The sequence below is a fragment of the Streptomyces sp. R21 genome, assembly GCF_041051975.1.
Taxonomy (GTDB): Bacteria; Actinomycetota; Actinomycetes; order Streptomycetales; family Streptomycetaceae; genus Streptomyces.
The window spans coordinates 6,120,151-6,134,496 of sequence record NZ_CP163435.1 but is presented as its reverse complement, the minus strand read 5'-3'; the positions used below and the strand labels follow the sequence as shown (position 1 = coordinate 6,134,496).

11 protein-coding genes and 1 other RNA gene are annotated in these 14,346 nt (G+C 69.3%); 2 read left to right on the top strand and 10 right to left on the bottom strand.

Features of this window, described 5'->3' with window-relative positions:
- The first annotated feature begins 55 nt into the window (after positions 1-55).
- Positions 56-2,986, top strand: coding sequence for a glycoside hydrolase family 3 C-terminal domain-containing protein (locus AB5J56_RS27415; protein WP_369235995.1), 2,931 nt, complete (start codon positions 56-58; stop codon positions 2,984-2,986).
- A 60-nt stretch (positions 2,987-3,046) separates the two neighbouring features.
- Here the strand turns inward: AB5J56_RS27415 and dacB are convergent, their stop codons facing one another.
- From dacB to ftsE, 7 genes are all read right to left on the bottom strand, one after another.
- Positions 3,047-4,648: a D-alanyl-D-alanine carboxypeptidase/D-alanyl-D-alanine-endopeptidase gene (dacB, locus tag AB5J56_RS27410; RefSeq protein ID WP_369235993.1), complete on the bottom strand. Its 1,602-nt coding sequence runs from the start codon at positions 4,646-4,648 to the stop codon at positions 3,047-3,049.
- Between the two features lie 73 nt (positions 4,649-4,721).
- Positions 4,722-5,702 (bottom strand): PHB depolymerase family esterase, encoded by a 981-nt coding sequence (locus tag AB5J56_RS27405; protein ID WP_369235991.1) that lies wholly within the window; start codon positions 5,700-5,702, stop codon positions 4,722-4,724.
- Between the two features lie 101 nt (positions 5,703-5,803).
- Positions 5,804-6,173: a transfer-messenger RNA gene (gene ssrA / locus AB5J56_RS27400) on the bottom strand.
- A 154-nt stretch (positions 6,174-6,327) separates the two neighbouring features.
- Positions 6,328-6,885: an SsrA-binding protein SmpB gene (gene smpB / locus AB5J56_RS27395; RefSeq protein WP_369235989.1), complete on the bottom strand. Its 558-nt coding sequence runs from the start codon at positions 6,883-6,885 to the stop codon at positions 6,328-6,330.
- A gap of 30 nt (positions 6,886-6,915) precedes the next feature.
- Positions 6,916-8,085: a S41 family peptidase gene (locus AB5J56_RS27390; protein WP_369235987.1), complete on the bottom strand. Its 1,170-nt coding sequence runs from the start codon at positions 8,083-8,085 to the stop codon at positions 6,916-6,918.
- 78 nt (positions 8,086-8,163) lie between these two features.
- Positions 8,164-9,081: a permease-like cell division protein FtsX gene (gene ftsX, locus AB5J56_RS27385; RefSeq protein WP_369235985.1), complete on the bottom strand. Its 918-nt coding sequence runs from the start codon at positions 9,079-9,081 to the stop codon at positions 8,164-8,166.
- A gap of 31 nt (positions 9,082-9,112) precedes the next feature.
- Positions 9,113-9,802, bottom strand: coding sequence for a cell division ATP-binding protein FtsE (gene ftsE / locus AB5J56_RS27380; RefSeq protein ID WP_369235983.1), 690 nt, complete (start codon positions 9,800-9,802; stop codon positions 9,113-9,115).
- 304 nt (positions 9,803-10,106) lie between these two features.
- Here ftsE and AB5J56_RS27375 point away from each other — a divergent pair, with 304 nt between their 5' ends.
- A complete protein-coding gene (locus tag AB5J56_RS27375; RefSeq protein ID WP_359493498.1) occupies positions 10,107-10,298 on the top strand; it encodes a hypothetical protein in 192 nt (63 codons plus the stop codon).
- Between the two features lie 162 nt (positions 10,299-10,460).
- Here AB5J56_RS27375 and AB5J56_RS27370 read toward each other — a convergent pair whose 3' ends face one another.
- The 3 genes from AB5J56_RS27370 to AB5J56_RS27360 all read right to left on the bottom strand — a co-directional run bounded on the left by AB5J56_RS27370 (position 10,461) and on the right by AB5J56_RS27360 (position 14,271).
- The gene (locus AB5J56_RS27370; protein ID WP_369235981.1) at positions 10,461-11,129 is read right to left on the bottom strand and encodes a hypothetical protein; all 669 of its coding nucleotides are present in this window, start codon (positions 11,127-11,129) and stop codon (positions 10,461-10,463) included.
- A gap of 305 nt (positions 11,130-11,434) precedes the next feature.
- Positions 11,435-12,541, bottom strand: a complete 1,107-nt coding sequence (prfB, locus tag AB5J56_RS27365; protein WP_369235979.1) for a peptide chain release factor 2 — start codon at positions 12,539-12,541, stop codon at positions 11,435-11,437.
- 482 nt (positions 12,542-13,023) lie between these two features.
- A complete protein-coding gene (locus tag AB5J56_RS27360) occupies positions 13,024-14,271 on the bottom strand; it encodes a serine/threonine-protein kinase (RefSeq protein ID WP_369235977.1) in 1,248 nt (415 codons plus the stop codon).
- Positions 14,272-14,346 lie beyond the last annotated feature (75 nt).

The window sequence follows — 14,346 nt, the reverse complement described above, 5'->3', positions numbered from 1 at the left end:
CGTGTTCCTGATGTTCAACACCCTTGTGCAAGGCCCTATGTGAAGGAGCCGTGAAATGAAAAGCACGAGAAGCGGACGCAAGCCGGGAAGAAGACGCAGAACCACCCTTCTGCTGGCACTCTCCCTGATCGGGGGCCTCGCCGCAGCCGTCCCCGCCTCGGCCGACGACCCCGCCTACCCCTTCCGCGACCCGCACCTCGGCGTGGACCAGCGCGTCGACGACCTCCTCGGCCGCCTCACCCTCGACGAGAAGATCTCCCTGCTCCACCAGATGGAGCCCGCGATCCCGCGCCTCGGTATCCAGGCGTTCCGCACCGGTACCGAGGCCCTGCACGGCGTCGCCTGGCTCGGCAGGACGACGGTGTTCCCGCAGGCGGTCGGGCTGGCCTCGACCTGGGACCCGAAGCTGATGGAGCAGGTCGGCTCGGCGGTCGGTGACGAGGCGCGCGGCTTCCAGCAGGAGCGCCCGGCCGGCTGGGGCCTCAACCTGTGGGCGCCGGTGGCGAACCTGCTGCGCGACCCGCGCTGGGGGCGCAACGAGGAGGGCTACTCCGAGGACCCGTACCTCACGGGCTCGCTCTCCACGGCGTACGGCACCGGTCTGACCGGGGGCGACCCGGACCACCTCAAGACGGCGCCGACCATCAAGCACTACCTCGCCAACAACAACGAGGTGCACCGCTCGACCACGTCCTCGGATCTGCGCCCGCGCGTGCAGCACGAGTACGACGAGGCGGCGTTCAAGCCCGCGATCGAGGCGGACGCCGTCACGGGCGTCATGGCCTCCTACAACCTGGTCAACGGCCGCCCCAACACGGTGAATTCGGATCTGAACGACGTGGTGCGCGGCTGGACCGACCGGGACCTGCTGAACGTCACCGACGCCTATGCCCCCAACAACCTGCTGCCCGGCGCGCAGAACTACTACGACACGCTCCCCGAGGCCGACGCGGCCGCGCTGAAGGCGGGCATCGACAGCTACACCACGGACGACGCGAATTCCGCGCCCACCACGACAGCCATCAAGTCAGCCTTGGACAAGGGCCTGTTGAAGGTGTCCGACGTCGACACTGCGGTCTCCCACATCCTCGCCGTCCGCGTGCGGCTCGGCGAATTCGACCCGAACGGCGGGAAGTACGGCTCCATCGACGCGTCCGTCATCAACAGCCCGGCCCACCAGAAGCTGGCCCGCAAGGCCGCCACGGAGGCAGCGGTCCTGCTGAAGAACGACAAGGCGCTCCCGCTGAAGGCGTCCGCGAAGAACGTCGCCGTCGTCGGCCCGCTCGCCGACACCCTCTACACCGACTGGTACTCGGGCACCCTGCCCTATGCCGTCACCCCCAAGGCCGGCATCGCCGCCAAGCTCGGCACCCCGGTGGCGAGCAGCGAGGGCGTCGACCGTATCGCGCTGAAGAACACGGCGACCGGCAAGTACGTCACCGCGGGGACCGGGGACTCCGGGGCCGCGCTGAAGGAGACCGCGGCCACCGACACGACCGCCCAGTTCGACACGTTCGACTGGGGCGCCGGCATCGTCACCCTGCGCTCGGCCGCCAACGGCAAGTACGTCGGCTACAACTGGTCGAACTTCGTCAACGACCAGACACAGCCCAATGGTTGGTACGTGCAGCAGCAGTTCAAACTGGAGCGGCAGGACGACGGCAGCTACCTGCTGCGGTACGCCGGATACGAGACCGGGGAGTCCTGGTGGTCGAACCCGGTCTACCTCGGCCCGACCGGCGACGACGGCACCCTCGGCCTGGTCGCCAAGGAGCAGGCCGCGCACTACACCAAGGACGTCGTCCGCAGCGGTCTCGACGACGCCGTGGCCGCCGTCAAGGGCAAGGACACCGCCGTGGTGGTGGTCGGTTCGATGCCGTCGATCAACGGGCGCGAGGACCACGACCGTACGAACATGGGGCTGGCCGGAAGCCAGGAAGCCCTGGTCAAGGCGGTGAAGGCGGCCAATCCGCACACGGTCGTGGTCGTCGAGAACAGCTACCCGACCACGCTGGGGACGTTGCAGAAGGAAGTCCCCGCCCTCCTCTGGACGACCCACGCGGGCCAGGAGACCGGCAACGCCCTCGCCGACCTCCTCTACGGCGACGCGAACCCCTCCGGCCATCTCACCCAGACCTGGTACGAGTCGCAGGACGACCTCCCGTCGATCCTCGACTACGACATCATCAAGTCCGACCGCACGTACCAGTACTTCAAGGGCCGGGCGCTCTACCCGTTCGGCTACGGACTGTCGTACACCTCGTTCCGGTACGGCTCGCTGAAGCGCGTCGAAGGCGGCTACGAGGTCGCGGTCACCAATACCGGCAAGCGCTCCGGCGACGAGACCGTGCAGCTCTACACCCACCAGCGGGTCTCCCGGGACAAGCAGCCGATCCAGCAGCTGAAGGCGTTCCAGCGGGTCTCGCTGAAGCCGGGCGAGACCCGCACGGTCAAGCTGAAGCTGCGCACGAAGGACCTCGCGCACTGGGACGTCACCCGCTCCAAGTGGGTGGTGGAGAGCGGCACTTACGACATATCCGTCGGCGCCTCCTCGGCCGACATCCGCTCCCGTACGACGCTGAAGGCGGCCGGCGAGACCATCCCGGCCCGGAACCTGGCGAAGGTGACGCGCGCCGAGAACTTCGACGACTACAGCGGCGTACGGCTGGTGGACGAGTCGAAGGTGCGCGGGACGGCTGTGGGTTCGTCGTCCGACGGGGCGTGGCTGAAGTTCGCGGGCGTGCAACTCGGCTCGGGTGTCCGGGAGTTCAGCGCCCAGGTGGCAGGGTCCGCCGGTGATGTCCAGGTCCGGCTCGGGTCACCCACCGGGACCCTGGCCGGCACGGCGCACTTCGACGGGACGACGTCGCCGTACACGTACAAGACGGTGACGGCGGCCCTGTCGCAGGGCGCGGCGAAGGGCCGCCAGGACGTGTATCTGGTGCTGAGCGGCGGGCTGCGCGTGTCGACGTTCTCGCTGCGCTGAACCCTGAGTCGCTGTGCTGTCCCGGCGAGCGCCGGGACAGCACAGCGACCGGTCATCGGCTCAGCACTGGGCAGGCTTGCGCCACGAGCATTCGAGATCGCCCTGCGTCTCCGCACCCTTCGCCGCCTTCGGCGTCACCGCGACTGCGGCTTCCTCGGTGGACTTGGCGAGTGTGACGACGATGGCGTCCTCCAGCGGCTTCACCGAGGAGACGAGGAAGTTGTTGAGGACGATGCTGTAGACGAGCTCGCGTCCACCGGCGTCCGTCACATAGCCGGAGAGCGCCGAGGCGCCGGTCAACGACCCTGTCTTGCCACGGGCGTTGAGTGCGGCGGGCGTCCCGCACATCCGGGTGCGCAGGGTGCCGCCCACGAATCGCTGCGGATCGCAGGCCACCGGCAGCGACCGGTACCAGTCCGCGTACCAGGGCTCGGAGCGCACCGCGAGCAGCAGCTTGGCGAGCTGCCCCGCCGGGAAGTTGTCCATCCGCGACAGCCCGGACCCGTCGACCTGGCGCACCTCGCCCGGATCGGCACCGACACCCTTGAGATACCCGCCGACCGCGGCGAGCCCGGCGCTCCAGCTCCCCTCCCCCGAGGCCTTGTAGCCCATGGCCTTGGTGAGGATCTCGGCGTGCATGTTGTTCGACAGCTTCATGAACGGGATGAGCAGGTCGCGCAGTTGCATGGAGTCGTGGGAGGCGAGCGTCGTCGCGTCCTTCGGGGTGGCCCGGCCGAGCCGGGTGGGCCCGGTGACCTTCACCCCGTGCGCGGTGAGCGCGTCCCGGAACACGGCGGCGGCGTACCCGGTGGGTTCCCACACGGTCACCCACTCCTTCGCGCCGGAGCCGCCGACGGGTGTCGTACCGCTCACGACGATGGTGTTGGTGCCGTGCTCCCGCTCGACGGTGAGGTCGTTCGCACCGCCCGCGGCGACGGTGGTGGCCCGCAGGTCGATGTGGACGTAGTCGGTCTTCGGGGTGACGGAGACGGTCGGCTTGTCCCCGGCCTCGGCGCCGGGCGTAACCTGCACGATCACGGTCCCGGTGTCGTAGTCCGTGTCGGGCGCCACGCTCAGCGCGCTGATCTGCGCCGAGTAGTACGAGGACTCGTCGTCGGCGGCCCAGGACCGCCCGAGCCGCTGCCGGTCGAACCGGGTGTCGTCCGCGACGAGCCGCCCGCCGACTCGGGTGATGCCCGACTCGGCTATACGGGCGGCGAGTTGGTCGTAGTCGGCAGCGAGAAGGGTGGGGTCGCCGGTCCCCCGCAGATACAGATCTCCATACAGAACGGAGCCGTGCCGCGCCCCGTTCGTCAGGACGTCCGTGGTGAACCGGTAGTCGGGGCCGAGGAGTTCCATCGCGGCGGCGGAGGTGCCGAGCTTGGTGTTCGAGGCGGGCATGAGCCGGGTGGTGGGCTGGTGGGCGTACAGCACCTCGCCACTCGCGGCGTCGGCGACGACCACGCTCGCGACCCCGCCCTCCATGCGGGCGTCCCCGAGGATGGTGTCGATGGCCTCCGGCAGGCCGGTGCGGTCGGAGTCCGCACCGGCCGGCGCGCTCCAGCTGAGGGCGGCCGCCGCCAGCGCCAGGGCGGCGGCCCAACACCAGAGACGTACACGGGAATTGACACGTTTCGCGGATGTGCTCACGGGTCTCTTCATGCCTCAGCAGCATCCCCGAAGACCCCTGTCGGGGACAGGGCGCGTCTCAGCCGTACCGGAGTGGTCGGACGCGTCAGCCGAGCCCCCACGCGTGTCCGAGCCGGTAGGCGGCGCACACGTTCACGTCCAGGATGTACGCGCCCGCGGTTCCGCACTGCTCGCTCCCGCTCCCCGGGTCGACGGGCTGCCCGTGTCCCATCCCCGTGATGCTGTACGTCTCCACGACCGCGTTGCCGCCGCCGTCCCGGAAGACCTGGTGCGGGTATCCGGCCACGGTGTCGCTGACGTCCGCCGTCTGGTCGGCCCCGTGGACGTCGGTCCACTGCTTCATCAGGTCGGTCATGTTGACGGGCTTCACGGTGTAGTCGGCGGTGCCCTGGAAGACGGTCAGCGTGGGCCAGGGTCCGGTGTATCCGGGCCGGGCGGCGCGCACCCGGTCGCCCCACTGCTTCGCGGTCTGCGTGGCGCCGACGTACATGCAGACGTACGGCGATCCGGCGGCCTGCGCGCACCCGTACGGCAGCCCGGCGACGACACCGCCCGCGGCGAACTTCTCCGGGTACGCCGCCATCATCACGGTGACCATCCCGCCCCCGGCGGACAGCCCGGTGACGTACACGCGCGAGGCGTCGCCCGACACGTCGGCGAGCTGCCGGTCCACCATCTGCGCGATGCTGGCGGCCTCGCCCTGGCCGCGTTCCATGTCCCCGCTCTGGAACCAGTCGAAGCAGGACGAGGCGTTGTTCGCGGTCTGCTGCTGCGGCAGCACCACGGAGAAGCCCCACCGGTCGGCGAGCTGGGTCCAGCCGCTGCCGGTGCCGTAACCGGCGGCGTTCTGGGTGCACCCGTGCAGGGCGACGACGACGGGCCGGCCGGCCGGCAGCCCGTCGGGCGTGTAGCGGTACATCTTCAGGGCGCCGGGGTTGGTCCCGAACCCGGTCACCTCCTGCACGGACGCGGCGGAGGCCCGCCCGGCGGGCAGCAGGACGGACAACAGGGCGGCCAGGACGACCACCAGCACAAGGCGGGGTGTTACGGCTCTGGTTTGGGTCATGGGGAGGGACCGTAGAACCGTGAACGACCCCCGGACATGTGGCGCGACCCCACAAAAAGAGCCTCTGACCTGGGTAGGTCAGAGGCTCTTAAACATGGGATGAGTGGAGATGGCGGGAATCGAACCCGCGTCCACCGGTGCAAAAACAGGGCTTCTCCGTGTGCAGTTCGCTGTGATTTTCTCAGCCCCGGCGATCACGCGAACAAGTCGCCGACGGGCTCAGTCACTGTTTGATTTCCTTCCAGGTCCCGTGACCGGGCCTAGAAGTTTAGATCCCTTGATGATGCCAGGATCCGGGTCGGGATCACCCCCGGGCTGACACTTCGCAAGTCGCTACTTAGGCAGCGAGGGCGAAGGAATCGCGCTTGGTGTTGGCGATTATTGGTTGCGACATATGGTTAACGAGATCATTGCCGCTTCCTCGACACGCTTCCCCTGCTTCGACATCCGCTGTCGAAACCGATCATCCCCATGTTGATTTTTCAAAGTGGGCCAAGATCCACCGCGGGTCGAAGCCCTCAGTGGCCGATATCCCCGGCCCGTGCCCCGTCACCTGCGGGACTGTTCCATCGTACGGGAACAACGCAGGCCGATGCCAGCGCATTCCCACGAGCTCGGGCCAGGGCTACTGCTCCCGCGCCCGCTGCCGCCGCTTCGCCGCCGCGATCGCGCGGTCGGACTCCCGGCGGTCCTGGTGCTCACGCAGCGTCTGCCGCTTGTCGTACTCCTTCTTTCCGCGGGCGAGGGCGATCTCGGCCTTGGCCCGGCCGTCCCTGAAGTACACGGCGAGCGGCACGATCGTGTGGCCCGTCTCCTGGGACTTCGACTCCAGCTTGTCGATCTCCTCGCGGTGCAGCAGCAGCTTGCGCTTGCGGCGCACGGAGTGGTTGGTCCAGGTGCCCTGGCTGTACTCCGGGATGTGGGCGTTGTGCAGCCACGCCTCGTTCCCGTCGATCTGGACGAAGCCGTCGGCCAACGAGGCCCGGCCCTGGCGCAGCGACTTCACCTCGGTGCCGGTCAGCACGATGCCGGCCTCGTAGGTGTCGATGATCGCGTAGTCGTGACGCGCCTTCTTGTTCTGCGCGACGATCTTGCGCTTGCCGCCCCGCTCGCCGTCCTTGCCCTTGGCGGCCGCGCCCTGCTTGCCCTGCTGCTTCTGCTGGGACTCTTTCGGTACGTACATTCCCTTACTCATAGTGCGGCCATTTTCGCACTACGAGGGGTCTCCGAGGCCACTCAATACTGTCTCGGCCCGCTGCAGGGCTCCGTCGTCGGCGTCCAGGTCGGGGGTGATGCCCCGGCCGTCGACGCCGCGGCCCGACGGGGTGCGGTAGTGCCCGACGGTCAGCTCGGCGACGGAGCCGTCGGGCAGCCGGCTCGGCATCTGCACCGAGCCCTTGCCGAAGGTCCTGGAGCCCACGACGACCGCGCGGCCGCGGTCCTGGAGGGCGCCGGTGAGGAGCTCGGCCGCGCTCATCGTGCCGCCGTCGACGAGCGCGACCAGGGGTCTGGTGGTGTCCCCGCCGGAATCGGCGTGCAGGGCGCGCTGCCTGCCGTTGACGTCGTACGTGGCGACGAGGCCGCCGTCGAGGAAGGCGGAGGCGGTGGTGACGGCCTCGGTGACCAGGCCGCCGGAGTTCCCGCGCAGGTCGAGGACGACGCCGGTGCCGGCCGGAGCCTGCCGTACGGCGGTGCGTACGACGTCGCCGGAGCCCTTGGTGAAGGCGGCGATCCTGATGACGGTGACGCCCCCGGCGGCCTTCTGCACGGTCACCGAGTCCGTGGACAGGCGGGCCCGGCGCAGAGTCAGGTTCCACGCGCGCGTGCCGCGCTCCAGTCCGAGCCGGACGGTGGTGCCGGCGGCCGCGTCGTCGGCGTCACCGCGCAGTAAGGCGACGACGTCCGTGACGGGCCGGCCGTCGACCTCGGCGCCGTCGACGGTGTGCAGTCGGTCACCCTTGCGGATCCCGGCGGTGGCCGCGGGCGATCCGCTCTGCACCCGGGTCACCTCGATCCGCCCGTCGCGCTCGCGCCTGGCCCACAGCCCGACGCCCGTGTACTCGCCGTCGAGAGCTTCCTCGAACTCCTCGTACTCCCCCTGGGAGTAGACGGCGCCCCAGCGGTCGCCGCTGCGGCTGACGGCGCGCTCGGCGGCCTCCATGGGTGACTTGCCGTCGGCCATGGCCCGCTCGGCGGCCTCGGTGACGTCCTCGTGGGGAGTGGCGGGGGCGGCCGAACGGGCCGCGGCGGGCGAGGATTTCCGGCCGGGGTCCGGGAACGAGCCGGTCGCGGCGCCGGCCACCAGCACACTCGCGAAGACCAATGTCAGGGCGGCCCCGCGGCCGATGCGGCGGGGCTGACAGAACAGGTCGCGGCCTGACATGCCGGTGAGTCTAGGACAACGAAGGGCGCCGCACGGTGGGTTGGACCGTACGGCGCCCTTCGGCGCACGGGAGCCTCGTCACACCTTCAGGTACTTGCGCAACGCGAAGAATGCGGCGAGCGCGGGCATCAGCAGGCTCGTGGCGAGGATGAGCGGGAGCTTCGTGAGTACGGCGTCCCAGCCGATGAAGTTGATCAGATTGAGCTTCTCGGACAGGGCCAGTCCGTGGTCGATGATGAAGTAGCGCGCGATCAGCAGGAAGCCGCAGGCGACACCACCGCCGATGAGCCCGGCGACCGCGGCCTCCATGATGAACGGCGCCTGGATGTAGAAGCCGGAGGCGCCGACGAGGCGCATGATCCCGGTCTCCCGCCGTCGGCTGAACGCCGAGACGCGCACCGTGTTGACGATCAGCATCAGCGCCACGACGAGCATCAGCGCCATCACCGCCCGCGCCGCCCAGTTCATGCCGTTGAGCAGCCCGAAGAGGTTGTCCAGGATGCCCTTCTGGTCCTGCACGGACTGCACGCCGTCACGCCCGTCGAAGGCGGTCGCGATGACCTGGTACTTCTCCGGGTCCTTCAGCTTGATGCGGTACGACTCCTGCATCTGGTCCGGCGTGAGGGAGCTGGCCAGCGGGGAGTCGCCGAACTGCTCCTTGTAGTGCTTGTACGCCTGGTCCGCCGACTCGTAGGAGACCTTCTCGACCACCGACAGCTTGCCGAGCTCGGACTTGATCTGCTCCTTCTGCTGGCTGGTGACCGCCCCCTTGGCACAGTTGGGGTCGGACTCCGCGTCGCTCTTGTTGCAGAGGAAGATCGAGACGTTGACCTTGTCGTACCAGTAGCCCTTCATCGTGCTGACCTGGTCGCTCATCAGGAGCGACCCGCCGAACAGTGCGAGGGAGAGGGCGACCGAGACGATGACCGCGAAGGTCATCGTGAGATTGCGGCGGAGACCGACACCGATCTCCGACAGAACGAACTGGGCGCGCATGGCGTCTGCTAAGCCTTTCCGTGGACCGTCGTCAGTGCTGGTAGCCGTAGACGCCGCGCGCCTGGTCGCGGACGAGACGACCCTTCTCCAGCTCGATGACGCGCTTGCGCATCTGGTCCACGATGTTCTGGTCGTGGGTCGCCATCACCACGGTCGTGCCCGTCCGGTTGATCCGGTCGAGCAGCTTCATGATGCCGACGGAGGTCTGCGGGTCGAGGTTGCCGGTGGGCTCGTCCGCGATCAGCAGCTTGGGCCGGTTGACGAAGGCCCGCGCGATGGCGACACGCTGCTGCTCACCGCCGGACAGCTCGCCGGGCATCCGGTCCTCCTTGCCGCCCAGCCCGACGAGGTCGAGCACCTGGGGCACGGACTTGCGGATCTCGCCCTTCGACTTGCCGATGACCTCCTGCGCGAAGGCCACGTTCTCGGCGACCGTCTTGTTGGGCAGCAGGCGGAAGTCCTGGAAGACCGTCCCCAGCTGGCGGCGCATCTGCGGCACCTTCCAGTTGGAGAGGCGTGCGAGGTCCTTCCCCAGGATGTGCACCTGTCCGTGGCTGGCCCGCTCCTCGCGGAGGATCAGCCGCAGGAAGGTGGACTTTCCGGAGCCCGAGGACCCCACGAGGAAAACGAACTCGCCCTTCTCGACCTCGAGGGAGACATCCCTGAGGGCGGGGCGGGTCTGCTTGGGGTAGACCTTGGAGACGTTGTCGAATCGGATCACGGATGCACCACGGGTCGCCGGGGGTAGATGAGCGTGACCATACGCGAACCGGGTGCACGAGCGCAGGCACCGGCCGGGGTTGCGCAGGGCTTGTGCGGTTTTGTACGGCTCCACGGGGAGCCCCTGCCGCGAAGCCGACCCCGTCCCCCTCCCAGAGCGCCCGTTTTCAGTACTGACCCGCACAGAAGCGGGGCAGGATAAGGCGAGCCGCGCCGAAATCCGCGGAACCTGGCACAGTGGAGGGGGAACGGTTGCGTTCCCCGCAGCGTTATGACAGCGGAGACGGCGCAAGGAGGGCAAGCGCATGACGTACGACCGATTGGTGTGCGCGAACTGCGCGGCGCCCGTGAGCGAGGGCCGCTGCCGCGTCTGCCGTGCGAACCGGGAGCGACTGCAGCAGGAGAGCCCCTTCGCGGGGCTGAACCCGATGGCACTGATCGCACTGCTGGCCGTGCTGATCGCGGCGGTGGCACTGCTGGCGCACCAGACCGTGTAGGGCGGGCCCGTACGGCAGCCGGAGCGCGGGGCCCGCCCGGAGGGCGGCGTAGGAGCCACAGACCCCCAGTGTGCATCGAGACGACAGACGAAGGGGCCCGGAGCGAATGCTCCGGGCCCCTTCGCACGCTCTCTCTTCTACGATCTACCGGTGGTCCGCCGCTCAGGCGGCAGCGGAGCCGCCGCGACCGCCCGCGAGGCGGGGCAGCAGGCGGAAGCCGATACCGCCGGCGATCATCGTGGCCGCACCGATCAGCAGGAACGCGGTCTGGCCGGCACCCGTCTCGGCGAGCTCACCGTCGTTCTTGCCCTGGGCGGAGGTGTCGGAGCTGTCCGCACCCGTGTCGGTCAGGGCCGAGGAGCCCTCCTCCTGGGCGGAGGTGTCGGAGCCACCGTCGGGGTCGGCATTGTTCCCGCCGCCGCCGTTTCCATTCCCGTTGCCGTTCCCGTTGCCCGGGTCGGAGGGAGCCGGGTCGGACGGCGCCGGGTCGCTCGGGGCGGGGTCGGACGGCGCGGGGTCGGACGGCGCCGGGTCACTCGGAGCCGGGTCCGACGGCGCCGGGTCGGAGGGAGCCGGGTCGCTCGGAGCGGGGTCGGACGGCGCCGGGTCGCTCGGGAGGCCCGTGTCGGACGGAGTCGGGGTCGCCGGGTCGTCGACATCGACGTTCACGCCGACACCGGTCTCGTCGGCGTTCGCGCCGACGCTCACGCCGCCGACCTGCACGCCGAGGTCGAGGGCCGAAGCGGCACCCGCAGCGGTCAGCGAAGCACCGGCAGCGATCACCGCACCGGCAGCTATCCGCGCCACACGGATCCGCGTCTTCTTGGTCATCTGGCTGCTACCCCCAGTAGCTAATCGTCAATGGAGCAGCGCTCGGGGCCATGGCGTCACAGGCGGCTTCTCGCAAGCCTCCCGGTTCACATGAGCCCCGGAGATACGCATGCCAAGCGTCACCCTTCCCAGTTTTCACAGCAGCGTCAAGGTCGTTGCGTACGCGATGTCCAGATCAACATCATTTGACCACCATCAAGACATGTGACTGTGATGTAAAACCCAGACATCCCCACATACAAAAGGCAACTGCCGCCCGGAGGACGGCAGTTGCCTTGTCGACAAAGAGGCGTTTGGGCCCGGCCCTACTTCTCCTGCTGCTTGCGCCAGCGAATTCCGGCCTCGATGAAACCGTCGATCTCACCGCTGAACACGGCCTCGGGATTGCCGACTTCGAACTCGGTGCGCAGGTCCTTGACCATCTGGTACGGGTGCAGGACGTACGAACGCATCTGGTTGCCCCAGGAGTTGCCGCCGTCGCCCTTGAGGGCGTCCATCCGGGCCTGCTCCTCGTGGCGGCGCCGCTCCAGCAGCTTCGCCTGCAGAACGTTCATGGCGCTGGCCTTGTTCTGGATCTGCGAGCGCTCGTTCTGACAGGAGACGACGATCCCGGTGGGGAGGTGGGTGAGGCGAACAGCGGAGTCCGTCGTGTTGACGCCCTGGCCACCGGGTCCGGACGACCGATACACATCCACCCGCAGCTCGGACTCGTCGATCTCGATGTGATCGGTCTGCTCGACGACGGGCAGGATCTCGACACCGGCGAACGAGGTCTGGCGACGCCCCTGGTTGTCGAAGGGCGAGATGCGCACCAGCCGGTGCGTGCCCTGCTCCACGGACAGCGTCCCGTACGCGTACGGAACGTGCACGGCGAAGGTGGTCGACTTGATGCCGGCCTCTTCCGCGTACGACGTCTCGTACAGCTCCGTCTTGTAGCCGTGCCGCTCCGCCCAGCGCAGGTACATGCGCTGGAGCTTCTCGGCGAAGTCGGAGGCGTCGACGCCGCCGGCCTCGGCTCGGATGGTGACGACGGCTTCACGGGAGTCGTACTCACCGCTCAGCAGCGTCCGCACCTCCATCTCGTCCAGCGCCTTCTTCACGGACGTGAGCTCGGACTCGGCCTCGGCACGGGTGTCCGGGTCGTCCTCCTCCTCGGCCATCTCGAAGAGCACCCCGAGATCGTCGATACGACCACGCAGCGCCTCGGCCTTCCTGACCTCCGCCTGGAGGTGGCTGAGCTTGCTGGTGATCTTCTGCGCCTCGTCCGGGTCGTCCCACAGGGACGGCGCGGCCGCCTGCTCCTCGAGCACGGCGATGTCTGCCCTCAGCTTGTCGAGGTCCAGGACGGCCTCGATCGACTCCATGGTCGAGGAGAGGGACTTGAGCTCTTCGGATACATCGACGACTGCCACGCCTCCAGCGTAACGGCTGCCGCAAGCGGGGCTCGCCCCTCGCCCCTACGGGGCCTGTACACCGGCTTTCCCCTCACCGAGGGCCCACCAAGGCTCCGCCCGGGCGTGCGGGCAAACCCTGGTGCCACCCCTTGCTTCCTCCGCACCCGGGGGCGGGTGGGCAAACCCCGGTCACCCTCTTCTTCCCTGTCACCCGGCGCGGGTGCTGGGCGGGGGTGGGTCACGCAGCCCGGCGCTTACGGGGCGCCGCCTGCGCCCACCCGTGCCGCCCCAGCGGCACGATTGCCCGCAGGGTGAACGACCACGCACCCGCAGTCGCGTACGCACGCAAGGGGCCGTGCCGGTACGTTCCTGCCCGTCGCGTAGCAGACCGCCCGCCAAGTCCCGCCGAATGCAACCCCCGGGCAGTACGCCCACGCGGCGACGGGCAGAACGTACCGGCACGGCCCCGACCCACCCACCGGACCGAACTGCGAACGGCCTCAGGGACTCGCCGGAGCCGAATTCTTCGTGTCGGAGGGAGAGGCGCCCGAGTCGTCCCCAGAGGTGGCGACCCACGTACCGACGCCGACCGCGGCCACGAGAGCCACCGCGGCCGCGCCGAGGGTAATGCGGCGGCGGCGCGCAGACGCACGGTGGCGGGCCGACCCCGGCCGGGGCGCCCCCGCCGCACGCGGCGCGCGCGCCGTCCCCCGGGCGCCCCCCGCCAGCTCATCAGGCCCCGGCACCCGCATCGACGTATGCGTATCCCGATTGGAGTCCGGCGCAGCCCCCGGCACCAAAGGCACAGCCCCCCGCCGCACCCGCTCCCGCTCACGCGGCACAGCCGACTCCGCCGCGGAAGCGGACTCGTACGCCTCCTCCTCGGACTCGGCATCCGGCTCATCGACGTCGAGCGGCGGCATGCCGGCCAGCAACGGCAACTGCTCCCGCAGCCGCGCACCGAGCTCGGACGCCCGCAACCGCGACGCCGGCGCCTTCGCCAGACACTGCACGATCAGCTGCCACAGCTCGTCGGAGATGCCGGGCAACGGCACCACGGTCTCGGTGACGTGCCGCCGCAGCACGGCCCCCGGATGTCCCCCGCCGAACGGCGTGAACCCGGCGAGGAGCTCGTACAGAACGGTCGCCAACGCATAGATGTCGACGGCGGCCCGCGGCGGCAGCCCCTCGATGATCTCGGGAGCGAGATAGTCAGGCGTGCCGATGATCTTCGTCGCCTTGGTGCGCCGCGGCGAGTCGATCAGCTTGGCGACCCCGAAGTCGGTCAGCAGCGCGGGATGGGCGCCGCCCGGCCCGAGCGGCCCCTGCATGTCGAGCAGCACGTTCTCGGGCTTCACATCCCGGTGCACGACCCCCGCCGCGTGCGCCGCCGCGAGCCCGTCCGCGACGTCGGCGACGATCGCGACCGCGGCCTCGGGCGCGAGCCGCCGCTCCCGGTCGAGCCGGGTGCGCAGATCCGTACCGCGGACGAGATCCATGACGAGCGCGAGATCGTTGCCGTCCACGACGAGATCCCGCACCGCGACGACATGGGGATGGTCGAGACCGAGCAGCGCCGTGCGCTCCTGGACGAAGCGGCCCACGAGCTCCTGGTCGGACGCGAGGTCCTCGCGCAGCAGCTTGATGGCCACGGGCCCTTCCGGCCCCTCGCCCAGCCACACCGTGCCGGCACTGCCCCGCCCCAGGATCTGGTTGGCGGTGTACCGGCTACCGATCTTCCGTGCCAAGACTGCTCCTACAGACGCGTGTTGTCGCTAAACGTACGCGTCCGAGGAGCCAACCTTCACCGCGGAGACGGAAAT